This window comes from Bacillus sp. z50 (genome assembly GCF_058313585.1).
Window position 1 is genome coordinate 494,814 of sequence record NZ_JBZFQL010000003.1, and the last position, 25,489, is coordinate 520,302.

General features: G+C 37.1%; 19 protein-coding genes and 1 other annotated feature. Of the genes, 13 read left to right on the forward strand and 6 right to left on the reverse strand.

Annotated features, from left to right (window positions below):
* The first annotated feature begins 101 nt into the window (after nt 1–101).
* The 3 genes from AC4G3N_RS11735 (at nt 102) to AC4G3N_RS11745 (ending at nt 5,314) form a co-directional block, all read left to right on the forward strand.
* Complete coding sequence (locus AC4G3N_RS11735; protein ID WP_491090252.1) at nt 102–1,562, forward strand: S1C family serine protease; 1,461 nt, start codon at nt 102–104, stop codon at nt 1,560–1,562.
* Between the two features lie 171 nt (nt 1,563–1,733).
* Entirely contained in the window at nt 1,734–3,947 is a 2,214-nt protein-coding gene (locus AC4G3N_RS11740) for an alpha-galactosidase (RefSeq protein WP_491090301.1), read from the forward strand.
* 107 nt (nt 3,948–4,054) lie between these two features.
* Entirely contained in the window at nt 4,055–5,314 is a 1,260-nt protein-coding gene (locus tag AC4G3N_RS11745) for a sensor histidine kinase (protein ID WP_140461736.1), read from the forward strand.
* Nucleotides 5,315–5,374: 60 nt separating this feature from the next.
* Here the strand turns inward: AC4G3N_RS11745 and helD are convergent, their stop codons facing one another.
* Nucleotides 5,375–7,708, reverse strand: a complete 2,334-nt coding sequence (gene helD / locus AC4G3N_RS11750; protein WP_491090253.1) for an RNA polymerase recycling motor HelD — start codon at nt 7,706–7,708, stop codon at nt 5,375–5,377.
* A 177-nt stretch (nt 7,709–7,885) separates the two neighbouring features.
* Nucleotides 7,886–10,012 (reverse strand): MMPL family transporter, encoded by a 2,127-nt coding sequence (locus AC4G3N_RS11755; RefSeq protein WP_491090254.1) that lies wholly within the window; start codon nt 10,010–10,012, stop codon nt 7,886–7,888.
* Nucleotides 10,013–10,216: 204 nt separating this feature from the next.
* On the opposite strand from AC4G3N_RS11755, the gene AC4G3N_RS11760 reads away from it, so the two are divergent.
* Nucleotides 10,217–10,729: an acyl-CoA thioesterase gene (locus tag AC4G3N_RS11760; protein WP_140461734.1), complete on the forward strand. Its 513-nt coding sequence runs from the start codon at nt 10,217–10,219 to the stop codon at nt 10,727–10,729.
* 70 nt (nt 10,730–10,799) lie between these two features.
* On the opposite strand, the gene AC4G3N_RS11765 is transcribed toward AC4G3N_RS11760, so the two are convergent.
* Together AC4G3N_RS11765 and AC4G3N_RS11770 are read right to left on the reverse strand one after the other, a co-directional pair.
* Nucleotides 10,800–11,372, reverse strand: coding sequence for a YdcF family protein (locus tag AC4G3N_RS11765; RefSeq protein ID WP_491090302.1), 573 nt, complete (start codon nt 11,370–11,372; stop codon nt 10,800–10,802).
* A gap of 639 nt (nt 11,373–12,011) precedes the next feature.
* Nucleotides 12,012–12,863, reverse strand: coding sequence for an MBL fold metallo-hydrolase (locus tag AC4G3N_RS11770; RefSeq protein ID WP_491090255.1), 852 nt, complete (start codon nt 12,861–12,863; stop codon nt 12,012–12,014).
* A gap of 341 nt (nt 12,864–13,204) precedes the next feature.
* On the opposite strand from AC4G3N_RS11770, the gene rodA reads away from it, so the two are divergent.
* From rodA to AC4G3N_RS11790, 4 genes are all read left to right on the forward strand, one after another.
* Nucleotides 13,205–14,377: a rod shape-determining protein RodA gene (gene rodA / locus AC4G3N_RS11775; protein ID WP_066106425.1), complete on the forward strand. Its 1,173-nt coding sequence runs from the start codon at nt 13,205–13,207 to the stop codon at nt 14,375–14,377.
* A 243-nt stretch (nt 14,378–14,620) separates the two neighbouring features.
* Entirely contained in the window at nt 14,621–15,748 is a 1,128-nt protein-coding gene (locus tag AC4G3N_RS11780; RefSeq protein ID WP_066106428.1) for a sensor domain-containing diguanylate cyclase, read from the forward strand.
* 425 nt (nt 15,749–16,173) lie between these two features.
* Nucleotides 16,174–16,860: a Crp/Fnr family transcriptional regulator gene (locus AC4G3N_RS11785; RefSeq protein WP_066106431.1), complete on the forward strand. Its 687-nt coding sequence runs from the start codon at nt 16,174–16,176 to the stop codon at nt 16,858–16,860.
* Nucleotides 16,861–16,945: 85 nt separating this feature from the next.
* Nucleotides 16,946–17,569 carry a hypothetical protein gene (locus AC4G3N_RS11790; RefSeq protein WP_139892259.1) on the forward strand — a complete coding sequence of 208 codons (624 nt, stop codon included), beginning with the start codon at nt 16,946–16,948 and terminating at the stop codon, nt 17,567–17,569.
* 79 nt (nt 17,570–17,648) lie between these two features.
* Here the strand turns inward: AC4G3N_RS11790 and argS are convergent, their stop codons facing one another.
* Nucleotides 17,649–19,334 carry an arginine--tRNA ligase gene (argS, locus tag AC4G3N_RS11795; protein WP_140461733.1) on the reverse strand — a complete coding sequence of 562 codons (1,686 nt, stop codon included), beginning with the start codon at nt 19,332–19,334 and terminating at the stop codon, nt 17,649–17,651.
* Nucleotides 19,335–19,385: 51 nt separating this feature from the next.
* Nucleotides 19,386–19,596: a binding site (T-box leader), on the reverse strand.
* Between the two features lie 142 nt (nt 19,597–19,738).
* Here argS and argR point away from each other — a divergent pair.
* The 5 genes from argR to arcC all read left to right on the forward strand — a co-directional run bounded on the left by argR (nt 19,739) and on the right by arcC (nt 25,210).
* Complete coding sequence (gene argR / locus AC4G3N_RS11800) at nt 19,739–20,194, forward strand: arginine repressor (RefSeq protein WP_066106440.1); 456 nt, start codon at nt 19,739–19,741, stop codon at nt 20,192–20,194.
* A gap of 231 nt (nt 20,195–20,425) precedes the next feature.
* The gene (arcA, locus tag AC4G3N_RS11805) at nt 20,426–21,658 is read left to right on the forward strand and encodes an arginine deiminase (RefSeq protein ID WP_066106443.1); all 1,233 of its coding nucleotides are present in this window, start codon (nt 20,426–20,428) and stop codon (nt 21,656–21,658) included.
* A gap of 48 nt (nt 21,659–21,706) precedes the next feature.
* On the forward strand, nt 21,707–22,717 hold the full coding sequence (gene argF / locus AC4G3N_RS11810) for an ornithine carbamoyltransferase (protein WP_066106447.1): 1,011 nt from the start codon (nt 21,707–21,709) through the stop codon (nt 22,715–22,717).
* Nucleotides 22,718–22,787: 70 nt separating this feature from the next.
* Nucleotides 22,788–24,203 (forward strand): arginine-ornithine antiporter, encoded by a 1,416-nt coding sequence (gene arcD / locus AC4G3N_RS11815; RefSeq protein WP_066106450.1) that lies wholly within the window; start codon nt 22,788–22,790, stop codon nt 24,201–24,203.
* A gap of 44 nt (nt 24,204–24,247) precedes the next feature.
* On the forward strand, nt 24,248–25,210 hold the full coding sequence (gene arcC / locus AC4G3N_RS11820) for a carbamate kinase (RefSeq protein WP_066106453.1): 963 nt from the start codon (nt 24,248–24,250) through the stop codon (nt 25,208–25,210).
* 101 nt (nt 25,211–25,311) lie between these two features.
* On the opposite strand, the gene AC4G3N_RS11825 is transcribed toward arcC, so the two are convergent.
* Nucleotides 25,312–25,440, reverse strand: a complete 129-nt coding sequence (locus AC4G3N_RS11825; RefSeq protein ID WP_077248114.1) for a YuzL family protein — start codon at nt 25,438–25,440, stop codon at nt 25,312–25,314.
* Nucleotides 25,441–25,489 lie beyond the last annotated feature (49 nt).

Genomic DNA, 25,489 nt, shown 5'->3' on the forward strand with positions numbered 1-25,489 from the left:
CAGTTAGTAAATTAGATAGTGAGAAGAGCAGAAATGCAATTATTCTACAATTATCGTAATATATTAAATAGACAGTTTAATGAGTGAGGAGAGGAATTTGGATGGAAAACAATAACCGTCGTGATTATGATGATTTTGATAGACCAATAGATACTGCTAATCAGGATAATATTCAGATTCCTGCATTACCAGATGAGAAAGATATTGAAACAGAAATTATTTCATATCGTGGATATCATGAACTAAGCTCTGCCAAGGAAGAAGATATGACAGATGAAAATAATGAACAAGTAAATGAATGTTTGGAAGTACAACCGCTTCAAGCATCTGATGATCAAGCAGAGGTTAGATCTAAAAGAGAGAAGAAAAAAAGGTCCAGATGGCTGACACCAGTCATTACCGCAATTCTTGGTGGAATGGTGGCACTTGGAGCAGGTTCTTACTTAGGTTTTGTTGATTTATCAGGCGTACTGCCAGGTGATGATGGACCTGTTAAAACAGCCATTGCTACAAATGATAAGGTAAATGATGAGGATGGCCTGAAGATTGTTGACTCTACGAAAACAACCTCTGAACTAATTCAAATGATTGAGGAGGTTTCTCCTGCGGTTGTAGGTATAGTGAATATACAAAACTCATCTAATTACTATGACTACCGCCAACCAACAATCAATGAGGAGTCCAATAACAGCCAGGAGAGCGGGACTGGTTCTGGGGTTATTTTCAAAAAATCGGGAAAAGATGCATTTATTGTGACCAATAATCATGTTATTGAGAATGCAGATACTATTGAGGTGTCCTTGGCAGAAGGTACAAGGATAACGGCTGAACTGGTTGGAACAGATCCATTAACAGACTTGGCGGTATTAAAAATTGATGGAAGCAAAGTGACAAAAGTAGCCGAATTCGGAGACTCTGAAAAGCTAAGTGTTGGTGAACCAGTGTTGGCAATAGGTAACCCTTTGGGTCTTGACTTCTCGGGGTCCGTAACCCAGGGAATTATCAGCGGATTGCAGCGTACAGTAACGGTTGCTACATCTGCTGGTGAATGGGATATGGATGCAATTCAAACGGATGCAGCTATAAACCCTGGGAACAGTGGCGGAGCGCTTGTCAATTCCGACGGACAAGTTATTGGTATCAACAGTATGAAAATATCATCTGAAGAGGTTGAGGGAATAGGGTTTGCTATTCCAAGTAAGGATGTTTCAGATATTGTTAATGACCTTCTTGCCGATGGAAAAGTACAACGTCCATATATTGGTGTAGGCTTGCAATCTATATCCGAAATACCTCAATATGTATTGCAGCAACAATTGAATCTTCCTTCCGAGATAACAAGTGGAGTGTTAGTAACTCAGGTGGAAACCGGTTCTCCCGCTGCTGAAGCAGGTATAGAGGCTAAGGACGTGGTAGTGGCAATCAATGATGCGGAAGTCACTACACTTGGGGAGTTCAGAAAATACTTGTATTCTAATGCTGCAAATGGAGATAAGGTCAAAATCAAGCTTTATCGAAATGGAGTGGAGAAAACCGTATCTGTTACAGTAACGGAGAAATAATAACTGAGAATAACTGTCGACTGCCTTGCCCCCTTGGGTAGAAGACATTATTTAAATAGATGAAGATTTCGCTTTGAAGCCTTATTTTAAGGCTTCTTTTTTTTGCATTTATGAGCAAGTTGGTATTTTCGTGTACATATATATAGAAGAAAAGATATGAGGGAGATCAAAATGGGAGTGTCGTACTGTCCTAAACGGAAAATATTCCATTTGCAAGCTGGTGAAATGAGCTATGTGATAAAAATCTATCATCAAGCATATCTGTCTCATTTATATTTGGGGAAAAGGATCAAGGATGTGAATGAAAGCAATCAATTACAGTTTAAGTACCGATTGTTCTCTCCACAACCAGAAGGGTTTGACAGAACGTTTTCCCTTGATACGTTGCCTCAGGAATATCCAGCAAACAACACTGATTTTCGTACGCCGGCCTATCAAGTTCAATTTTCGGATGGTTCAGCCGTTACTGATTTAAAATATAAACATTTTCACATATATAAGGGGAAACGAAAATTAACCGGATTACCTGCTACGTACATTGAAGAAGAAGAGGAAGCAACCTCTATAGATTTTACCCTTATGGATAATCAAACGGGGCTTCAGGCGATATTGACGTATAGTACATACGAACAATCCAATGTGATCACTCGGTCAGTCCGGTTTATCAATCATGGAGATAACCCAGTGAGTATACTGAAAGCCATGAGTGCTTCTGTTGATTTTAGAGAAAGCGAATTTGATTTGCTCACTTTATATGGCGCCCATGCAAATGAATGTAATCTATCCAGAAAACGTTTAACAGCCGGAAGCCATCTCATCGAGAGCAGACGTGGGGCCAGCAGTCATCAGCATAATCCCTTTATGTGCCTGGCAAAGCCAGATGCAAATGAAGAGTATGGAGAAGTATACGGTTTCAGCCTGGTTTATAGTGGGAATTTTATAGCGCAGGCTGAGGTTGATCAGTATGAAACCACGCGCCTTTCCATTGGTATTAATCCCTTTAATTTTAGTTGGCATTTGGGGAGTGGAGAAATCTTTCAAACACCGGAAGTCGTTATGGTTTATTCTTATAAGGGTTTCAGTGACATGTCGAGAACTTATCATGAATTATATCGTTTTCGATTGGCGAGAGGGCAGTACAGAGATTGTCTGCGGCCAGTATTGTTGAATAACTGGGAAGCTACTTATTTTAAATTTAACTCTGACAAGCTTTTACTGCTTGCACAAGAAGGCAAGGATCTTGGAATTGAATTATTTGTTCTGGATGATGGATGGTTTGGAAAACGTAACAACACTAAAACTTCTCTTGGAGATTGGTCTGTAAATAAGCAAAAATTGCCTGGTGGGTTAAAAAAGCTGGCAGAGCAAATTAATCGGCTTGGGATGAACTTTGGGCTTTGGTTTGAACCGGAAATGGTATCTATGGAAAGTGACTTATATCGAAATCATCCCGATTGGTGTATTCAAGTTCCCAATCGCCCGAAATCATTAGGACGTCATCAATTGGTCCTCGATCTAACAAGAGTCGAGGTATGTGAGTACATTATTGAATCGGTTTCAAATGTCTTATTATCTGCTCCTATTAGCTATGTGAAGTGGGATATGAATCGACATATGACGGAAGTGGGGTCACTTGCTTTACCTTTAGAACGCCAAAGAGAAACAGGGCATCGCTACATTCTGGGACTCTATTATATATTAGAGGTGTTGACTACCCGCCATCCAACGGTCTTATTTGAGAGTTGTTCGGGGGGAGGGGGAAGATATGATCCAGGGATGCTGTTTTATATGCCTCAAGTATGGACGAGTGACAATACAGATGCTATCTCAAGGTTAAAAATCCAGCACGGAACAAGCCTTGTGTATCCACCGGTGACAATGGGTGCTCATGTGTCAGCAAGCCCAAATCATCAGGTGCATCGTCACACTTCTTTAAACATGCGTGGACATGTTGCTATGTCAGGAAATCTAGGATACGAGCTGGATTTTTCCAAACTGAGTCAATTAGAAAAGAAAATGATTAAAGACCAGATTTCCTTGTATAAGGAAATTCGTTCGATTATACAATTTGGCACGTATTATCGATTACTTAGCCCATTTGCAGGAAATCAGGCAGCTTGGCAATTTGTTAGTCAAGATTTATCTGAAACGGTTGTGATGTATTTCAGAATGATGGCACAGCCTGCAGAACCGTTCCGTATTCTGAGGCTCAGGGGGTTAAATCCCGAGAAAGAATACCTCGATAAACATACATCCTTAATATATGGTGGAGATGAATTAATGTATGCAGGACTTTCTATCCCGGAAATGAGGGGGGATTATTGCAGTATGTTTTGGAGGCTCGCCTTTGAAGGTTACGAAAAGATTAATAATATAGAGTTCTAGCTTTTATGAGTTTAGATTAATATACTGAGACTTCTAAAAATAATAATTTACTTTGGATATATTTTCCTCTAAACTTCAAGTATAGATGTATTTAGAAGGAGAATCAGATGACAAGTGAATTCATTGCAAAGTTATTTATTAATCTATTTATCATTCTGATTATTATTCAATTCATTTACTTTTGGCATGTTAAATATGGGGTACTTGGAGTGATTAATCCTTTAATCGTTGGAATTGGTCAAGCGATTGCGATTCTTGTTAATATTGTATTCTTCACTGCTGAATCACCTCCTGGCATTCAGATCATGAATTTTAGTTCTATATCCATTGTTATCGGTATATTTTATGGTGGGTATGCAATCGGTATCAGTTTATACATGCTGACATTTACTGCGTCTATCCTTTACACCTCTTCATTTGAATGGTTTCACTTTTTTTCAGGCATGTTTGTCCTTTTCTCTGCAATGGTTATGAGAAAGCAATACTTCAAACTAATGACCAGGCAGCGTTTAGTTGCCTCCTTTGTAACGGCGCTTATTTCCTCTTTGGCTATTATGGAGATTTTTACAATTATAATGATTAACGATATTAAAACACTAAATCAAATTTTATATGTTTTCTTGTATATAACTGGAACGGTCTGGCTTGTTTATTCAATAGAAAGGCTAGAGAAAAACAGAAACTTTAAAAGTAAATTGATTGATACGGAAAAGATGCAGTCTGTCAGTCATTTAGCAGCCTCAATTTCACATGAAGTTCGTAATCCATTAACAGCCACGAAAGGATTTTTACAATTATTAAGAAGTGATGAGAATCTTACGAAGGAAAAAAAGGAGCAGTATATTGATATTGCGCTATCCGAATTGGACCGGGCTGATAACATTATTAAAGATTTTCTGGCGTTTGCTAAACCGCATATTAACAGTAAAGAAGATATCAATATTCAAGCAGAGTTGAATAAAGTAGCTGATATTGTTCAGCCGCTGGCTACTATGCGAAATGTACGTATTCAGATTGAAGTAGCTTCCTTTATAGTGAGAGGAGAAAAGCAATTATTTCAGCAATGTTTCGTTAATATCTTAAAAAATGGAATCGAATCAATGGGTCATGGGGGTTCTCTTACAATCAACACGGATCATAAGAGAAAAGGTGTAGATATACATATCATCGATACGGGCATTGGTATGACCAATGAACAATTAAAGCGTTTGGGCGAGCCCTATTATTCAACAAAAGGGGTAGAAGGAACAGGTCTTGGAATGATGGCGGTATATCGGATAATTGATTCGATGAAAGGGTCAATCCGTGTAAAAAGCAAGCCTGGTGAAGGGACAGCCTTTACCATCTATTTTCCGGGACAAGAATAAATAACTCCATAAATGGAGAAGACCTGAAGGGTTATAGCCCATTCAGGTCTTTTTATGCCTTTAATCAACATGGTATAAATCAGTCGGTATCCCATCAAGAAATGGACTCATTTCATCACTGCTAACCAGATAGAGTTCGTGCATAGCTCTTGTACAAGCCGTATAGAATAATTTTCTCTCCAATTCGCGGCTATAGGTTTCTTTTGATGCATCAAAAATAATGACAGCATCGAATTCAATTCCTTTTGATAAATAGGAAGGCAGAATTAATATTCCCTTATTATACGAATAGGTGTTTTTTTGCATGAGCTGGACATCGAGGTTTTTTGATAATTCTACGTAGGCATTCCGAGTTTCTTCTTCTGTTTTGCATATAATCGCAATGGTTTGATGACCAGCGTTCTCCAAAGAAGCGATCAGATTCATTATTTCCTGGGTCCGTTCTGAATTGTTATTTACGATTTTTATTGTAGGTTTTGGCCCAGTTCTATTAAATGGCTCAATTTGGACATTGCCCAAAATTTCCTTCGTAAAGTCAACAATTTGACGGGTTGATCGGTAGCTCTTTGTCAGAACCATCTTCTCAAAGCTCTCTGACTCATACAGCTCATTAGACAGAAGGGTTGGCGCATTCATCGAATGAGCATAAATAGCCTGATTAAAGTCGCCTAAAATGGTCATTTTACTATTTGGAAAAAGTTGTTTAAGAACAGCAAATTGAAATGGCGAATAATCCTGTGCCTCATCAATAAATAAGTGCCGGATAATATTATTAGTTTTTCGCCCCTCCAATTGTGCCTTTAAATAAATATAAGCTGTTGCATCTTCATTGGCTAATTGGTTTTGTTTGCATTTGTCTAAGGTGTAATCACAAATCCTTGGCCATGATTCAGGATAATCTGCATCATTGATATATTTATAGCCATTAAGGAAGAAGTTCTTATAGATAGCTTTTACATGGATAAATTTTAGATTTTTAATGGCTTTTTTTATTGGATTAAAATATTTACGAACTAATTTTTTTGCCAATTCATCTTTCTCGTGTTCAAAATCATTAAATGTGTCCTCTGACCAGCGATCTTTTGCCTGAATCTCCAAATAAGTCTCGGTATATTCATCTGTTTCAAGTAACTCTAGTTCATCTTCTACCCATTCTTTTTTATATTCGAGTTTTTCTTTATGATCCAGCTTTTGTAAAAGCCAATCCTTCACGGTCTGCATACGAAGTTGGATAGGACTCCTGTTATCAAGAGAGTAAAAGTATTCCGCAATTTCACTTGCCGAAATAAGTGTTTCACCGCGAAAAGAAATTGTTTTAAATTTTAAATCCTGTCGACTGAGATGGTGAATATAGGCATCTATCAATTGTTTATACTGCAAATGGGATTTAAAACGAATTCCTTCAAGTCGAGCCTGGTAATATTCATCCTGTTCATTTTTCAATACGTATTCCATTTGCTGAAAAGGATCCTCGATATCAAATTCGTTACCTACATACTTTTCGATATAATCCTGAAAAGTAATTTGTTGCATGTTTTCTTCACCTAAATTAGGCAGAACAGTGGCTATATAGCTGTTGAATAAGGGATTTGGAGAAAATAATAAGATATGATCTGATTTAATCTTCCCAAAATAACGATATAGTAAAAAAGCCACGCGCTGAAGGGCAGCCGAAGTTTTACCGCTTCCGGCCACACCCTGGACGACCAAATACTTACTTTGTACGTTACGAATAATTTTATTTTGCTCTTTTTGAATCGTGGCAACAATATTCTTCATTTGATTATCCGCACGGGTGCCAAGAACTTCTTTTAAGAGTTCATCCCCTATTGTTAAGCCGGTATCAAACATACTTTTAAGCTTTCCATTTTTGATGATATATTGTCTCTTTAGCTCCATCGTGCCCGTGATGGACCCTTCGAGTGTTTGATATTCAGCGGGTCCGGGTGAGTGGTCATAGTATAGACTCGAGATTGGGGCACGCCAATCATAGATCAGGAAATTTTCATTGTTCTGATCCATTAGAGAAGCAATTCCAATATAGACTTGATCTATTTGTTCTTCACCGTCTTCATGAAAATCAATCCTGCCGAAATATGGGGAGTCTTTAAGTAGGTCCAGTGTTTTTAGTTGCTTCGTAATCTGATGTTGGGTTCTTTCTCTTTCTGACAGTAATTCAGATTGCTGTTTTATGCTCGCCAATGTTTCGACTGCATCCTCAACATTGTCCATATTGACGGTGACATCTTCCCAAAAGGTTTTGCGAATATAAATGACTTCATCCTTGAGTCCACCTGATGATTGGTTCAGCTTATTGGCTTTATTCTCAATAATCTTGATAATGGTTGATAGTCGTTGTTCTTCCTGTTGTTTAGCAAAATTTTGTTCGGTCATATCCTGTCCTCCTAGTGATTCGGATATTGATACACAGTCATACTTTCTATAATGGTTGATTTTGGTGAATATAATGAAAGACGGATCAAATTATTCTTTTCCAAACTATAAAATATCAATACCCGGTATCGGTGACATTTAAATCCTGTCATCAATACCGGGTATTGGTGGGTTAAATTACAGTTTAGTTGAATGAACTTCTTTCTGTTGATCTGCATCTTTTTCAAAGAACAGGATTAGAGAAGGCAGTAATAGGCCTCTTACAAGGAATGTATCCAATATAATGCCTATTGCTACAATAAAACCAAAAACAAATAAAACGGCAATGGGCTGCGTCATTAATACAGCGAATGTGGCCGCAAGAATAATTCCTGCGGAGGAAATGACACCGCCTGTATTGGCCACCGCGATTTCTACGGCTTTTTTAACAGGGTGCTTTTCACGTTCTTCTTTGTATCTGGATATTAAAATAATATTATAATCGATACCCAGTGCTACAAGGAATACGAAAGCATACAGCGGTACACGGGTGTTAATAGCATCAATACCAAATAGGATATCTGTTAAAAATGTTCCAAGACCTAAAGCTGCCAGGAAGGATAGCAAAATCGTTCCCATCATATAGATAGGCATCTTGAATGATCTGGTCAAAACAAATAGTAGAACTAAAATGAGTAATGTTTCTGCAATGACAATCACGATAATATCTCGATCATTAATAGTTCGATCGTCCACTTTGGTAGCAGTTTCTCCAGCGAAGTATAGCTCCCCTTCAATGTCTGCTTCTTTTAAGAGTGTATCTGATTTGTCTCGTATAGACTCTAAAGCATCTAAGGATTCTAATGCATATGGACTTTCTGAAAATGAAAGGCTGTACTGTAGTGCTTTCCCATCTTCAGTAGCACCTGATTGGCGAATACTTGCCACCAGATTTTGTTCTTCAAGTGACTTTGCAAGTTTTTCACTTTGTTCCTTTGAAATAGATTGTTCAGATTTAAGTAAAACAGTTGTTGGTGCCAAGTCACCTTTATCGAACTTTTCTTCCACAATCTCATAGCCTTCGCGAGATTGCATATCCTCTGGGAATCCTTTTACTGTATCAAATTCATATTTTATATTAAATATGTTTAAGGCAGAGATAAGCAGAATAGCAAATACAATTCCTCCAGCCATTAAAGGCTTGGTGGTAACAAAGTTTGCAGTTCTGGACCAGAAAGTAGCTTTTGTTTGATTACTTTCCCCAACCTGAGGGACCTTAGGCCAAAAGGATTTTCGGCCAAATAGGGTAAATAAAGCCGGAACGAGTGTCACTGATGCGATCATGATGATAAACATCGTTGTGGCAAAGGTAGGTGCAAAGCTTTGATAGTCCCCATTTTTAGCCAGGAATAGGACAAGCATGGCAGCCAAAACCGTCCCGCCTGAGAAGAAAACAGGTTCGCCTGTTTCTCGCATCGCCAAACTCATTGCTTCATGCTTGCTGGTATAACGTTTCAGTTCTTCTCGATATCGTGCAAAGACAAATAGAGAATAATCTATTACAGCTGCAAATAAGAGAATGGTCATAATGGATAGAGATTGGGTACTCATTTCCAAACCGGCTTTTCCCATTATACCAAGTACCTGATCAACCACTATATACACAAAACCGGCTGCCAGAAGTGGAATAAGTGCCAATAATGGGGAACGATAAATAACAATTAACAGGATTAGAATCAATCCAACTGTTGAAAATAATAAAACAAGGTCGGCTTTTGAAAATAAGCCCAATGTATCAGCGGCAATTCCCGCCGGTCCAGTAATCTTGAATGTCATGTCAGCAGTGGTATCTTCTACTGCAGCATAGATATCCTCAATGCCGGCTTCAATCTCTTTTGATTCAAGTGAGCTTTCGAAATTAAGCGGAATAACAGCTGTTGTTTCATCCTTTGATAAAAATTGTGCCTGTGCCTGTGGAGGCAGTTGAGAAAAAGGAACTGCTTCCTTAACACCCTCTATATTTTCCTTAATAATGACATCCATCGCTTGACTTATTGTCTGCGTGTCTGCTTTTCCTGACTCAGCTGAGAATACTAAAAGGGCTGGGACCCCCTGATCATCTTTAAAATATTTGTTCAGTTCTTCGTTGGCAATAACGGATTTTGCATCATCAGGTAATGTTTGTATACTCGACACATCATAATCTTTGGCACTTGGTGCAAATAAGAATAATCCTAAGGTCACCACTAACCATGCAATTAACGTTATCCACATGCCGCGTTTAGTAGTAACCCTATCTGTTAGTGCGGCTAATAATCTCTTCAATTAAATTCCTCCTTCAGGAAAGGTTATGGGAATTATACGCATACCATAATTTAATTAAATAATTTATACAGCAATTTATCAAATTTGATGATTCCTTAAATTGTACTAATATTGTCTGTACACTGAATCGTATTGGTTGAAACATTCCATATAGTAAGATATAAAAAGAATAAATGAGCGTATAGAAGGAAAGAAGGTAACAACTTGGAAACAAAGACATGCAGTGAAACAAGAATTGTAAAAACAAACCGTATATTTCCGAGCGATGTAAACGATCATAATACGTTATTTGGCGGAAAGTTAATGAGTGATATTGATATGACAGCTTCACTTTCAGCGACGAGACATAGCCGTAAAACGGTGGTTACGGCTTCAACAGATTCTGTAGATTTTCTAAATCCCATTACAACCCGGGACTCTGTATGTTTGGAGTCATATGTGACCTATACTGGTAAGAGCTCTATGGAGGTATTTGTAAAGGTAATTGCTGAAAATTTAATGAGTGGAGAACGTAAAATTGCAGCCACAGCATTTCTTACTTTTGTTGCACTAGATGAAGGAGGAAAGCCATGTCGTGTTCCAACCATCGTCCCTGAAACTGAGGAAGAGAAGAAACTGAATGAGACAGGGAGCATTCGCGCTGCTAAACGAAAACTGCATCGTATTCAAAGTAAGGAGCTTGCTGAATACATCACAACAAAAAGACCGTGGGAATAACAAGATGTTACTAAAAAGAAATGCAGAAAATGGGGACAGCCATGATCTACATTTCTTTTTTTGATTCCAATCACCAGCTAATGTCTTTTTTTAACCGATAGGATGTTATAGCCGCGTACTCCCTGACATGTGACTTTAGCCTTGAAATTTTAGGTGTTTTAGCTGGGATCCCAGTTAATTTTAAACCTAGTTTCTCAGCTATTTTGATTGTTCGATAGAGGTGGTAATCATTTGTTACAACGGCCCCAGAATTTAGGTGGCTTGGTATAAGTTCTTTCGAAAATGATATATTTTCTTTCGTGTTTGTCGAAGCATCTTCGAGGATTAATCTGTTGCTTGGTATACCGTATTCCTCTAATCCTCTTTTCATTGCCTCAGCTTCTGAAATATCCTCACCCTCTCCCTGGCCACCGGATAGGATTGCCATACATTTAGGATGGTTTATTAAAAAATCAGCCGCAGCATCAATACGGTACTTTAGTGACAGAGATGGTGTTTCACCTTTTACTCTTGCACCGAGTACAATAATATAATCAATTGTTTCCTCCTGTTCTTGATTAGCGTAGCGATACATATTGAATTGAAGAATGGATATGTAAATAAGTAAGATTATTATAATAGCTATAAAACTTATGAATAGCATCCTTTTCACCTTTGGCAGCTCCTTTACACATTTCTAAGATAATCATATAGGAAATATGGAGGGATGTGTAAAACAAAAAGGTAATAATTAACAAAAAAGTTCAAAATGTAAGCATTTATTTGAATGGAATCTGAGTTATTATTAAGGCAGAAGGATCATATACAAAGTTTTAACCTATAAAGAGGCTCAATCAATGTGTTTGTCTCGTAAAAGGTAAGTCACTGGAGAAGGCGAACAAAGTAAAAATATTTATTATATCCTTAAAATTAAATGGAATCGCAGCATAAAGTGTGCGAATTATTCTAATCTTACAGATTATGTAAAGGGATATGATAGAGGATACAGGGATAGAGAAATAATATACAGTTAAGTTTCTTGTAATGTTAGAATACGGAACCTGCACAATCAGCTGATTCGTATTTTATAAGTAACCGATGACAAATTTATTTCAGCTGTTTATGATTGAGTCTCTTTGTATGTTAACTGATGGATCCTTCGATTACGGAAATAGGGAAATGAAAAAAGAGATTGGAGGTTGAGAAACCATCTGATCTCTTTTTTTATAGAAGTTGATTTTAACAGGACAATCCTAGATAGTCTTAGGAGCATCAGGACGGATGTCCGTTTTAAAAATAGTGCCTATTCTTCTTGCTTGTAAATACTGTGTTTCGGAATGGCCATCTCATCAAAATTGGATGCTAGGATGTTAAGCTCTTTTTTTAAATATTCCTCAAGGAGAGGAAGACCATGACCTGTTACAGCAAAGTTTGGATTTAGCTGGTTTAATTGTATGACTGAATCTTTTGCGGCTTTCCAGTCTGTTGTGAAATAACGGGGCGGACCGCTGATTTCTTGTTTTTGAGTAAGGACTTTATAAAGGGATTCCTGTTTTACACCAACAAATGCATCTCCGGCAATCAGGAAGCCGTCATCTTCTCGGTATAATGAAATATGTCCAGGTGTATGCCCAGGCGTATGGATCCATCTCCATCCAGGCATTTCAGGAACACTCCCATCAGCAGGAAGAGGTTGCACTTTATTGCCAAGATCAATGCCGTGATTAGGAAAGAAGCGGGCAATATCCGGAACAAGTCCGCCCTCTGCTTTATAGTCAGGTTCAGGATAATTCTTTTGTCCGGTTAAATAAGGGATTTCCAGCTCATGTGCATATACGGGCACATCCCACTTATCCAGTAATTCTTCGAGTGCACCAACATGGTCAAAGTGGCCGTGTGTTAAAATAATCGCTTTTGGCATACTGCCTTCACCGAACCGTTTGTTTACTGCTTCAATAATTTCGTCATCTGCTTTAGGCATACCGGCATCAATCAGAACAAAATTGTCTTGATTAGGAAGTCCGGCCAGTGTCACATTGACAATTTGCGTATTCAGGACATAAATATCTTCTTTTACCTCAATACCCATTCCGCTTGTAGAGGAAGTTAAAGGAATATATGTATGACGGAATGTTTGTTTAGATTTATGTTCCATAAAAGATCACTCCTTTAGTCAGCTCTTTAGTAGTATGTACCCTTATTACTTTTCTCATTAACACTAATCATGGAAAATAGAAAAAATTAACGATTTCAAGATTCCTTGCAGATGCAAATGTTTGTAGTTCAAATCTATAAAACTGGTACAATTAGAATCCATTAAAAATAGTAAAAAGAAGAACTGTATTGCAGAAAGTGGAATTGATAATGATTTATATGTATAATTATCTTTTTCAGGAATTATATTCTTGATGCCGTGTCAGTTGTGATTTTATCTTGTTCAAGTATAATAAAGAAAATGGCTACTGGCCTAACTAGTAATGAATATGGTGGTTTATCATGTCTAACAATAAAAATTTCACGTCGAGAATAGATTATGGTCTTCTATTTATTGTATTTTTGCTTTTTATAACAAGCTGTATGGCTATATATAGTGCACAAACGACAGGTCAATATGCCGAAAACTTTCTTGTAAAGCAAATTGTCTGGTATATCGTAGGAATCAGCCTTGCATTTGTGATCATGAGATTTGATGCTGACCAAATGAAAAAAATGAGCTGGTATTTATACTTCTTTGGCTTATTTCTATTGATGACCATTATAATTGCACCAACAAGTATTGCTCCAGTTGTCAATGGAGCAAAGAGCTGGTTTAGATTTCCTGGTATTGGTTCAATTCAGCCATCGGAATTTATGAAGGTATTTCTAATTTTGGCGTTGGCGGCTCTTATCCAAAATCATCATTTGAAGCATCGGATTAAAACACTTCAAACGGACTTCATCCTTTTATGTAAAATCGTACTTACTACAGCTATTCCGATTTTGCTTGTCATGAAACAGCCCGATTTGGGTACTTCTCTTGTCATGATTGCGATTATGGTTGGGATGATTTTTGTATCGGGTATCACTTGGAAATTGCTTTTACCGATATTTGGCGGTGGCACACTGTTAGTTGGAGTTATTTTTTACCTCGTTGTATGGCATCCAAATATTATGGAGAAATATTTCCATGTTAAACAGTATCAATTTGGGCGTATATATGCATGGCTTGATCCGTATAACTATACTTCCTCAGAAGGATACCAGTTAATTAAATCACTATTAGCGATTGGATCCGGCACCACATCCGGTAAGGGATTTGGAAATAGGGAAGTTTACTTGCCAGAAGGTCACACAGATTTCATATTTGCTGTCATTGGAGAAGAATACGGATTCCTTGGTTCAAGTATTGTCATCAGCTTATTCTTCTTATTGATCTATAACATGACAAAAATTGGACTTGAAACTAAAAATGATTTTAATACCTATATATGTGTTGGTGTAATCTGTATGCTGACTTTCCATGTGTTTGAAAATATTGGGATGACGATCGGCTTGCTGCCGATTACCGGTATTCCTTTACCATTTTTAAGCTATGGGGGAAGTTCATTGCTCGGCAATATGATGGCGCTCGGATTAATATTCAGCATAAGATACCATCATAAGAAATACATGTTTTCTACATCTTCATAAGGAAATTAACATTGAATACCTCTTGCTGATCTTAAATCGGCAGGGGGTATTTTTTGTTTAATAACAATCTAATATGGCTCAAAATAGATGTTTTTTATGAATGATAAATTACTATTTTATATTTAGTTTAAGAATATGTTACATGGCATTTATTGTTATTTTTTATTTTATAATAAAGAGATAGTCATATAAAACCACATAAGTGCGAACTATATAAATAATATGTAAAGAAAAGGTGAATGAATGAGACAAAAGTCATATGGAAAATTACCGGGTTTATTTATAGGATATTATCCGGTATTTCTCACTCTGTTTCTCTTGTTATTAGGCTTGAATTTTATAGTAATCCTATTTGATTATGAACATTTGGAATTTGGAACAATCCTCCTCTCTGGTTTATTGATTTTTGTTATTAGTCTTCAATCCTATTACATATCCAGACAGCCAATAAACGTGGGTGATATGGAGAGGGGACAATCTATTAATTCGATTTTATATGGAATCATTATCAGTGATTCCCAAGGGAAAATTATTGATATAAATCGAGTTGGGAGTGAGATCCTTGGAATAGCAGCTGAAAGTGCTTCTTCTGTATCATTGATTGATGGCCTATGGGGACTCGTAGACAGAAATGGAAATCTAATGCATAAAAATGATATCCCAATATCGGTTTCATTAAATACGTGTAAACCGGTTGAAAAAGAAGTTATAGGCATAAAAAATTTCAAATTTCAACAGCCTATTTGGCTCGAAGTTAGTGCCAATCCTGTTTTAAATGCAGATAAACATATAGAAGCAGTTGTACTCGTATTCAGTGAGATAACTGACCAATTTAATTCAATAAAACTATTAAATGAAAAAAATGAACAATTACGGCAAATGTCATTCACAGATTATATTCTAAATATCCCAAATCGACGTTATTTTAATTCTTATTTAACTGAGGTTTGGCTTGAATCTAAAAAGTCTGGAACACCTGTTACATTATATTTAATCGAAATTGATTATACGAAGGAGTATAGGAGAGATCAGGAATTTACCTATAGTGACCAAGTATTAATGGAAGTATCTAAAAAATTATGCGTGGCAGTGAACGGAGAGGGAGTGGTAGCTCATATAGAGGGAAGCAGATTTGCTGTCATCTTTTCAGGACTATTTGGTAAACAAATAAGAGAGAGGCAAGCCGAATTAAGAAATGGGCTTATTCAGCTTGTAGATGAAAATAAATTAGCATCTAATATAATTGATTTCACTGTATCTATGGGAGCGTCTACACGGGTAGCGACAGACAATTTAGATTACTCTATTCTTATAGAAGAAGCAAATGTTGAATTGAATCAGGCAAAAATAAGTAGTGCTGCGAGAATGTAAATGACGTTCCAATTAAACAAATATGTATAGAGTTAAAAAAAGTATGTATTTTAATAATAAATTTATTAAAAATACATACTTTTTTGTGTTTTTATCTACTTTTAATTATTTTAATATAATTTTTTGATAATATTAAAGAAGAGATATTATACATTTTGATAGTAATAGAATAGAAACTATATTCAAATCATACGTATTGTTACTCGCTCCCATACTATATTACTGCAAGGATAAGGTCCAATCGATCAGCATCCGGTATGTTTGTAAAATAATTTAAATGTCAATGGAGTGAAATAAGGTTAAGTAGAATCTTGCCTTAAAGGGATTTTTATATTGTTATCAGCTCTAAACATATTTTGTTTGCAAGCTGAATTTAATAGAAGAATTGATAGTAAACTGAACAATACATATAAGTGGGTGTTCGAATGAAAGCAAAAGCAATTCAATTATTAAGACAAGTTGACCTATTTTCGTGCTTATCAGAAAAAGAGATAAAAGAACTGGAGCCTTTTATATATGAAAGAACATATAAGAAGGGTCAATATCTATTTTTTGAAGGAGATCCGAGACTCAGGATATATATATTGCTTGAAGGCTTTGTTATGCTTGAAAAATCGAATCAACAGGGTAGCTTATTATATACAAGTTACGTCAAAAAGAACACGGTCTTTCCTTATATGGGCTTATTTAAAAATGAGGACTACAATCACAGTGCCGTTGCAGAAACAGATATTCGGGTCTTCTATATGGTAGCGGATGCATTCGAAAGTATTGTGGCAAAAAACTCTGCACTTCTTAAAAAAGTAATCCTACAAGTCAATGAGTTGCTTGCGGTACAAGAAAATCGAGTTAAAAACGTTATGACCCCTAGTGCACATGTAAGAGTGTTGAATACGATTGATTATTTAATGAATGATTTGGGTGAAGAAGAATCAGGGGTCATTCGTATTAACTGTCCGATTACAACAACCAAAATTTCTGTTATGTCCGGAACCTCCAGAGAAACCGTAAGTATGGTCGTAAATAAATTAAAGAAGGATCAGATTCTATCCATAAAAGATCGAATGCTTCATATTCATAAACCTGAATATTTTGAAGAAGAAGTTATATGAGGAAAATTTATGAACTGATTAATTGAAAATCTCTCCATCTCCCTACTATAATAGGAATATTATACTAAAGGGATGGAGGGGTAATGTGATCAAAACTTCCTATCATACACTGGGAGCAGTTATATTTATTTGGGGGTTAGTATTACAACTGAAATGGCCCGGTCAGGATGAAACTATAGGCCATCAACTGTTTCAAGCGTACTCTATTCCTGTTACAGCCGAGATTGGGGTCTCTTATGTTTGGATTGTATCCATTATCATTCAGGTCAGCGGAATCTTGTTATTTTTGAAATGGCTATTTATGGAGCATCCTCAGATTTTAAAGAAATATATGAAATTTGAACCGGTATTCTTGGTTGTCTTATTGTTTGCTATTCCTTTTGTAATTAACAGTCTATTAAGTACTTCTGCCAAAACGTATATTTATGCTGCTGAGAATGGAGCTAATGCTATAGAATATTTGGAAAGCGAATGTACAATAGAAGAGCAGGATGAAGGTAATCTGTATGAATGCAAAATTATACTGCAAAATTATGAGCATCAATCACAGCAGGTAACGTTGCATTTTCCTGTTTCCGATTCGGTAAAGAAAGAAAAACAAGTAACAGCTTATTTACAGGTTCATGAAAAAAAAGAGATTAGAGTGCAATTTACAGCTGATGAATTAGCCGCTTTCGAAGGGGTACCTGAATTTACAATTCAATCATAATGGTCTTAATAGAAAATATCGGAGAACCGTGTATCATAGAAGCGGTTCTCCGATATTTTTTATTGAAGGTTAGCTGGGATTACATTTCCTGCGGTGCTTCCATTCCTAATAAATGCATGCCTTCTTCAAGAACGATGGTAATTGATTTTATTAAAGCCAAGCGATTTTGCAATTCACTGTCATTCTCTAATATGCGTATATGTCCATAATAGCGATTAAATGATTGAGCCAAGTCAATCAAGTATTTAGCAATAACGGATGGCTCCATTTTTTTGAAAGACCGCTCAATCACGGATGGAAATGCCAGCAAATGCTTTACAATATCAAAGCTATATTCATCACTCAAGCCTGCTGATGCACTAGCAGGAGTAAAGGCCTTTCTAAGAATAGAATGGGCACGAGCATTTGTATATTGTAAATAGGGACCAGTTTCACCTTCAAATTTTAGGATGTCTTCGAGCGAGAATTCAATATTATTCATACGGTCATTTTTCAAATCGTTGAATATAACAGCTCCTACGCCTACTTGTCTTGCAACCTCATCTTTGTTATTTAAATCAGGATTTTTATTCTCAATATTCTTACGAGCAAGCTCGATTGATTCGGCCAGCACTTCCTCGAGGAGGACCACTCTTCCTTTACGAGTCGACATTTTTTTGCCGTCTTTCATAATCATTCCGAATGGTACATGTGAAATGTCGTCAGCCCAGTCAAATCCAAGTTTCTTTAAAACAGCTTTAAGCTGTTTAAAATGTAAGGATTGTTCATTTCCGACTACATATACAGCCTTGGCAAAGTCGTAGGTACGGTAACGGTATAAAGCAGCTGATAAATCCCGTGTTACATAAAGAGTCGCACCATCGGATTTTTTGATTAAACAAGGTGTTAATCCCTCTTCCTCTAATTTGACTACCATGGCACCCTGATCTTCTACAAGCAGGCCGCTATTCTCAATTATTTCTATAACCTCTGCCATCTTATCATTATAAAAAGCTTCCCCATTAAAAGAGTCGAATTGAATGCCAAGCAGCTCATATATTTTCTCGAATTCCTTCAGGGATTCTTCTTTGAACCATTTCCATAATTTCGTGGCTTCTTCGTCCCCATCTTCCAGCTTTTTGAACCAGTCACGTCCCTGTTGCTCTAGCTCAAGTTCTGTTTCGGCTTTTTCATGAAAGATAATATATAACTTTAAAAGTTCGCTGATGGGACTCTTTTTAACTTTTTCTTCATTTCCCCAAGCTTTATAGGCTACAATTAATTTTCCGAATTGAGTGCCCCAATCACCAATGTGATTAATTTTAACAGGGGTATAACCGCATTTTTTAATAATATTGGCTATAGAGGCTCCGATTACTGTGGAGCGAAGGTGCCCCATCGAAAAGGGCTTGGCGATATTGGGTGAAGACATATCAATTGCGATATTTTCACCATGTCCAAGAGAAAGTGTGCCGTACTGATGTTGATCAGTTAATATCGTATTCATTACTCTTTCACTGATAGACTTTTTATCGAGGAAAAAGTTAACATACGGTCCAATAGCTTTTACATCCTCATAACGTTCATCCTTTAGTTGGTCAGCTAATGTTACTGCAATTTTCTGCGGAGATTGCTTCCACAGTTTTGCGAGAGTGAAACAGGGAAATGCCAAATCTCCATGCTCTTTGTTCTTTGGGGTTTCGACCAAAGACAAGCATGTTTCAAGATTTAAGTCACCTTTTAGTACTTCATTCATATGAGAAGCTACATCTAGTTTTATATCCATATCCTCAGCCTCCGTAAAATATAATAAAAAAAGCCCGCCTCTTAAAAATCTTTAAGAGACGGGCTGTAAACCCGCGGTACCACTCTGCTTGTTCTAATGAACCACCTTAACTTTATAACGGAAAAGTCCGGCCCAAACTACTAAAGTTGTTCGAATGAGCATTTCAGAAGGGCGTTCCTTAAAACCATTAATACCAGGCTCTCACCATTCCCGGCTCGCTATAATTTGTATTTTAAGTACTATTCTTCATCATAAATATTATCTTTATTATTTTATATACAAATAGTATAGAAATTCCGAATAGAAAGTCAATACAAAATATTCTTTTGTATGAATATATTGCTCATCTATGCACAAATGAGTATAAATAGAATTATAGAACTTAGTAAAAGGAGTATTTTATTATGAATAAGGAAAAAAGACTCGCTATTATTAAGCAGGTAATTCAGAATAATGAAATTAAAACTCAGGAACAGCTGGTCGAAGAATTATCTAAGCAAGGGTTGCATATTACACAAGCCACCATTTCTCGAGATATCCGGGAATTAAGCCTGGTAAAATATCCATCTAAGACCGGAGGGACGAAGTATGGATTTATCGGAGATCATAAGTACAATGACACAATGAAACTACGTAAAAAAATGCAAGACGCATTATTAAATATTGAAAGAATAGAATATTTTATTATCCTAAAAGTATTACCTGGCCATGCCCACTCATTTGGGGCAATTTTAGATGAACTTGAGTGGGAAGAGAAGGCGGCAACTATATGTGGGAATGATACCTGTATGATTATTTGCCGTACAATCCATCAAGCAGAGGCCCTGGAAGAAAGGTTAAGAACAGTTGCAAATTTATAAGAAATATTTTTTTATATTTCAAGTATGATATGCAAAAAAATATACATAGTTATGCGAAATAATAGGAAATTAAAAATAATTAATTGAATATTCATACATAAACTTTTCTATTTAAAGAGATTTATGTGAGGATTTACACATTTTTTGTGTGTAAAAAATCACAAATCTCTTTTTTTCGTTCCTTTACACTAAAAATGTAAGAAAAATAAGGTGTGCAGGAGGAAAGGCAATATGACAAATCCAATTCATGTTACTTCTGAAATCGGCACTTTAAAAACTGTAATGTTAAAGCGTCCCGGAAAAGAAGTAGAAAATCTTACTCCGGAATATCTGGAGAGACTATTGTTTGATGATATTCCTTATTTGCCGATTATTCAGGAAGAGCACGATTATTTTGCTAATACACTAAGAGATCAAGGAATAGAAGTTTTATACCTTGAGAAGCTTGCTGCAGAATCTCTTACAAATCCTGAAGTGAAAGAGGAATTTGTTAGCCGCATGCTTGAAGAAAGCAATGCAAAGGTACAGGGTACATTTGAAAATCTTAAAGAGTATTTATTATCATTTTCAAATGAAGACATGGTTGACAAAATTATGTCCGGTATCCGCAAAAATGAACTGGAGATCAGCAAAAAAACACATTTGTATGAATTGATGGAAGACCATTATCCATTCTATACAGATCCAATGCCAAACCTGTATTTTACGCGGGACCCGGCAGCAGCTATCGGAAACGGTTTAACAATTAATAACATGCGCGAACCTGCAAGACGCAGAGAGTCCATGTTCATGGAATATATTATCAAGCATCATCCACGTTTTGCTGGTAAAGATGTTCCTGTATGGCTTGACCGTACTTATCATAACCCAATTGAGGGGGGAGATGAACTGGTATTAAGCCCAGAAGTAGTCGCAATCGGTGTTTCAGCAAGAACATCTGCTAAAGCAATCGAAAAATTCGCGCTTAGCATCTTGAATAAACAAAATCAATTCAAGAAAGTAATAGCTATTGAAATACCTAGCTGCCGTGCATTCATGCACCTGGATACTGTATTTACAATGGTAGACTACAATAAATTTACAATGCATCCGATGATTCAGGGACCTGGCGGTAAAATGAATATTTACATCCTTGAAAAAGGCGCTGATGAATTTAATGTAAATATCACACACCGTACTGACATTAAAGAGACTTTAAAAGAAGTGCTTAACTTGCCTGAACTTGAAATCATCCTTTGTGGTGACGGAGATGAAATCGCAGCTCCACGTGAACAGTGGAATGATGGTTCCAATACACTGGCGATTGCACCTGGTGTAGTTGTTACATATGACCGTAACTATATCTCAAACGAGTGCTTACGCAAACATGGTGTAAAAGTTATTGAAATCAAAAGCTCTGAATTGTCTCGTGGCCGTGGGGGCCCACGCTGCATGAGCATGCCTCTAGTACGTGAAGACATTTAATAAAAGATTTAGTTGATTAAAAGGTTATCGTTGGAGGGAGTATATAAAATGATTAAAACAAGACCAGACCTTAAAGGTAGAAGTTTCTTGGCTGAGAAAGATTTCACTGAAGAAGAATTCTTACACATGATTGATTTTGCTGCTGAGTTAAAGGAAAAGAAAAAACAAGGCATTCCTCACCGTTATATGGAAGGTAAAAATATTGCCTTATTATTTGAAAAACCATCAACTCGTACACGTTGTGCTTTTACGGTAGCTTGTACTGATTTAGGCGCTCATCCTGAGTATCTTGGAAAAGATGATATCCAACTTGGAAAAAAAGAATCTATTGAAGATACTGCTAAAGTTTTAGGCCGTATGTTTGATGGTATCGAATTCCGTGGCTTTGAACATGCAAAAGTGGAATCTTTGGCTGAGCACTCCGGAGTTCCTGTATGGAATGGTCTTACAGATTTATGGCATCCAACTCAAACTTTAGCGGACTTCTTAACAGTGAAAGAAAATGTAGGCCACTTAAAAGGCGTTAAATTCGTATACGTTGGGGATGGCCGTAACAACGTAGCAAACAGCTTACTTGTCGGCGGTGCAAAAGTTGGTATGGATGTACGTATCTGTTCACCGGAATCTTTATTCCCAGAAGCATCTATTGTTGAACTTGCTAAGGAATTAGCAAAAGAGTCCCAAGGCCGTGTAACAATCACATCTAATGTTGAAGAGGCAGTATCCGGCGCTGATGTTATCTACACAGATGTTTGGGTATCAATGGGAGAAGAAGACAAGTTCGCAGAACGTATCGCTTTATTAGCTCCATATCAAGTGAATATGGATATGATCAAAATGACTGGAAATGACAACGTGATCTTCTTACACTGCTTACCGGCATTCCATGACTTAGAAACTTCTTATGGTCGTGCGATTCATGAAGAGCACGGATTAGCTGAAATGGAAGTTACAGATGAAGTCTTCCGCAGCAAGCATTCCAAAGTATTTGATCAAGCTGAAAACAGAATGCATACAATCAAATCTGTAATGGCATTGACACTAGGAAATATTGAATAAGTAGATTAGCAGGGAATTGGTTCTACACAATTCCCTGCTACCATTATCAAATTAACGAGGTGAAGAAAAAATGGCAGAAGATAAAAAGATTGGCTTATTTGCCTTAATTGCCATTGTTATAGGTTCTATGATTGGAGGAGGAGCATTTAACCTTGCTTCAGATATGGCTGGTGCAGCTTCTCCCGGTGCAATTATTTTAGGATGGACAATTACTGGTATAGGGATGGTCGCGCTAGCGTTATCTTTCCAAAACTTGAATGATAAAAGACCGGATCTTGATGGTGGAGTTTATAGCTATGCTTCAGCTGGATTTGGTAAATTCATGGGATTCAACAGTGCTTGGGGTTACTGGCTGTCTGCATGGTTAGGTAACGTAGCATACGCTACACTTTTGTTCTCTTCCATTGGTTACTTTATCCCTATGTTTGAAGGTGGACAAAACATAGCTGCAATCATTGGTGCCAGCGTATTGCTTTGGGCTGTGCATGCTTTAGTATTACGAGGAGTTCACTCAGCAACACTTGTAAATACAATAACAACAATTGCAAAATTAGTTCCTATTTTCCTATTTATCATTATTGGTATTTTTGCTTTTAATGCGGATATTTTCTTAGACGACTTCTGGGGAACTGGTGCTGGCTTCAAATTTAGTGATGTTATGTCCCAAACAAAGAGCACTATGCTTGTAACACTTTGGGTGTTCATTGGGGTTGAAGGAGCGGTTGTTTTATCCAGCCGTGCGAAAGACAAAAAGGATGTTGGTAAAGCGACTGTCATTGGTTTGATTAGTACGTTAATCATTTACGTATTAATTAATATTATGTCTATCGGTGCAATGAATCGTGCAGAAGTAGCCGGTTTGGCTAATCCGTCTATGGCATATGTGTTTGAAGAAATGGTAGGTCCATGGGGAGCAACATTCATCAATCTTGGATTAATAGTCTCTGTCCTAGGTGCTTGGTTGGGCTGGACATTGCTGGCATCCGAGATTCCTTACTTAGCAGGTAAGGATAAATTATTCCCTAAATGGTTTGCAAAAGTTAATAAAAATGGGGCTCCGTCTAATTCTTTATGGATTACAAATGGTCTGATTCAAGTGTTCCTATTGACATTCCTTGTATCTGAGCAAGCTTATAACTTTGCATTTTCATTGGCATCTTCAGCTATTTTAATTCCGTATGCATTTACAGCATTCTATCAATTGAAATATTCCTTACAAGATACTGCCGCAGATCGCGTGAAAAACATTATTGTTGGTATTGTGGCAAGTGTATATGGTGTTTGGATGGTTTATGCAGCCGGTATTGGATACTTACTATTAACTATGCTTTTATATGCACCAGGTATCCTGATTTACAGAGCTGTACAGAAAGAAGCGAATATTAAACAAGTATTTACGAAAACAGAATTGGCTATTGCAGCAGCGTTTGTTGTATTTGCCGGTATGGCGATTGTTGGATTGATCAATGGAACTATTTCCATTTAATGAGTTCTAAATACAGACTGATTTTTGGAGGTATTGAATCAACTATGGAAAGAAAAAAAGTAGTGATAGCTTTAGGCGGTAATGCCATTCAATCCGGAGATGCCAGTGCAAAGGCTCAACAGCTGGCACTAGAAAAGACAGCTGAACAGCTTGCAACGCTTGTTGAAAATGGAATGGATATTATCATTTCGCATGGTAATGGTCCACAAGTAGGAAATATCCTTCTTCAGCAAAAAGCGGCTGATTCAGAGAAAAATCCAGCAATGCCACTTGATACTTGCGGAGCGATGTCACAAGGTATGATTGGATACTGGTTGGAAAATGCCATGGACAAAGCCCTAAGCAAAAGAGGAATTCATAAAGATGTAGTGGGCATTGTAACAAGGGTCGTAGTTGATGAAAACGATGGCGCCTTCAAGAATCCTACAAAACCGATTGGTCCTTTTTATACAGAAGAGGAAGCGATGAAATTGATCCAGGAGACTGGTGCTTCCTTTAAGGAAGATGCAGGCAGAGGTTGGAGAAGAGTCGTTCCTTCACCGAAACCGGTCAGCATCCTGGAGCATAAGAGCATTAATAGTCTTGTGGAAAGTGGAAAAATTGTTATTTCTACAGGAGGCGGCGGTATCCCAGTTATGCAATCTGACGACGAGTTGATTGGTGTTGAGGCAGTAATCGACAAGGATTTTGCTTCTGAGAAGTTAGCAGAATTAGTGGATGCAGACTCATTAATTATTTTGACTGCTGTAGACAATATCTACATAAACTACAATCAGCCTAATCAGCAAAAACTGGAATCTATTTCAACCAATGAAATAAAGGCATTGGCTGAAGAAGGTCACTTTGCACCGGGCAGTATGCTTCCTAAAGTAGAAGCTGCTATTCAATTTGCAGAATCAAGACCTGGCCGTACTACTATTATTACATCTCTCGAAAAAGCATTAGATGCATTGAAAGGAAATGCGGGAACGATTATATCTATGCAGGAAGAGACAGTAATGGCATAATGATGAAACACATACCCCAAATCATTAGATTTGGGGTATTTTATGTGCGTTTAATAGGAGCGAAAAAGTACGCCTTGTACATAGTATAAAACAGGTGCAGACTATTTTTTAAACTGGTTATTTTGGCTGTTTACCTTATTATAATGTTTTTCATGGTGCGGACCAGCATTGCCTTTTACACTTGCCGCACTGACTCCTTCTTTGCTTGGATTCTTTTTAAGCTTCGCCATTAAATTCACCTCCAGTAGTAGTTTGACCAAATAAAAACTTTCTAACAAA

What these genes read in the sequence shown, in the direction of transcription:
- argF (WP_066106447.1), top strand. Translation starts at nt 21,707, where the DNA reads ATGATTAAAACAAGACCAGACCTTAAAGGTAGAAGTTTCTTGGCTGAG.
- argR (WP_066106440.1), top strand. Translation starts at nt 19,739, where the DNA reads ATGAATAAGGAAAAAAGACTCGCTATTATTAAGCAGGTAATTCAGAAT.
- AC4G3N_RS11780 (WP_066106428.1), top strand. Translation starts at nt 14,621, where the DNA reads ATGAGACAAAAGTCATATGGAAAATTACCGGGTTTATTTATAGGATAT.
- AC4G3N_RS11785 (WP_066106431.1), top strand. Translation starts at nt 16,174, where the DNA reads ATGAAAGCAAAAGCAATTCAATTATTAAGACAAGTTGACCTATTTTCG.
- AC4G3N_RS11770 (WP_491090255.1), bottom strand. Translation starts at nt 12,863, where the DNA reads ATGGAACATAAATCTAAACAAACATTCCGTCATACATATATTCCTTTA.
- argS (WP_140461733.1), bottom strand. Translation starts at nt 19,334, where the DNA reads ATGGATATAAAACTAGATGTAGCTTCTCATATGAATGAAGTACTAAAA.
- AC4G3N_RS11735 (WP_491090252.1), top strand. Translation starts at nt 102, where the DNA reads ATGGAAAACAATAACCGTCGTGATTATGATGATTTTGATAGACCAATA.
- helD (WP_491090253.1), bottom strand. Translation starts at nt 7,708, where the DNA reads ATGACCGAACAAAATTTTGCTAAACAACAGGAAGAACAACGACTATCA.
- AC4G3N_RS11745 (WP_140461736.1), top strand. Translation starts at nt 4,055, where the DNA reads ATGACAAGTGAATTCATTGCAAAGTTATTTATTAATCTATTTATCATT.
- rodA (WP_066106425.1), top strand. Translation starts at nt 13,205, where the DNA reads ATGTCTAACAATAAAAATTTCACGTCGAGAATAGATTATGGTCTTCTA.
- arcA (WP_066106443.1), top strand. Translation starts at nt 20,426, where the DNA reads ATGACAAATCCAATTCATGTTACTTCTGAAATCGGCACTTTAAAAACT.
- arcC (WP_066106453.1), top strand. Translation starts at nt 24,248, where the DNA reads ATGGAAAGAAAAAAAGTAGTGATAGCTTTAGGCGGTAATGCCATTCAA.
- AC4G3N_RS11825 (WP_077248114.1), bottom strand. Translation starts at nt 25,440, where the DNA reads ATGGCGAAGCTTAAAAAGAATCCAAGCAAAGAAGGAGTCAGTGCGGCA.
- AC4G3N_RS11740 (WP_491090301.1), top strand. Translation starts at nt 1,734, where the DNA reads ATGGGAGTGTCGTACTGTCCTAAACGGAAAATATTCCATTTGCAAGCT.
- AC4G3N_RS11765 (WP_491090302.1), bottom strand. Translation starts at nt 11,372, where the DNA reads ATGCTATTCATAAGTTTTATAGCTATTATAATAATCTTACTTATTTAC.
- arcD (WP_066106450.1), top strand. Translation starts at nt 22,788, where the DNA reads ATGGCAGAAGATAAAAAGATTGGCTTATTTGCCTTAATTGCCATTGTT.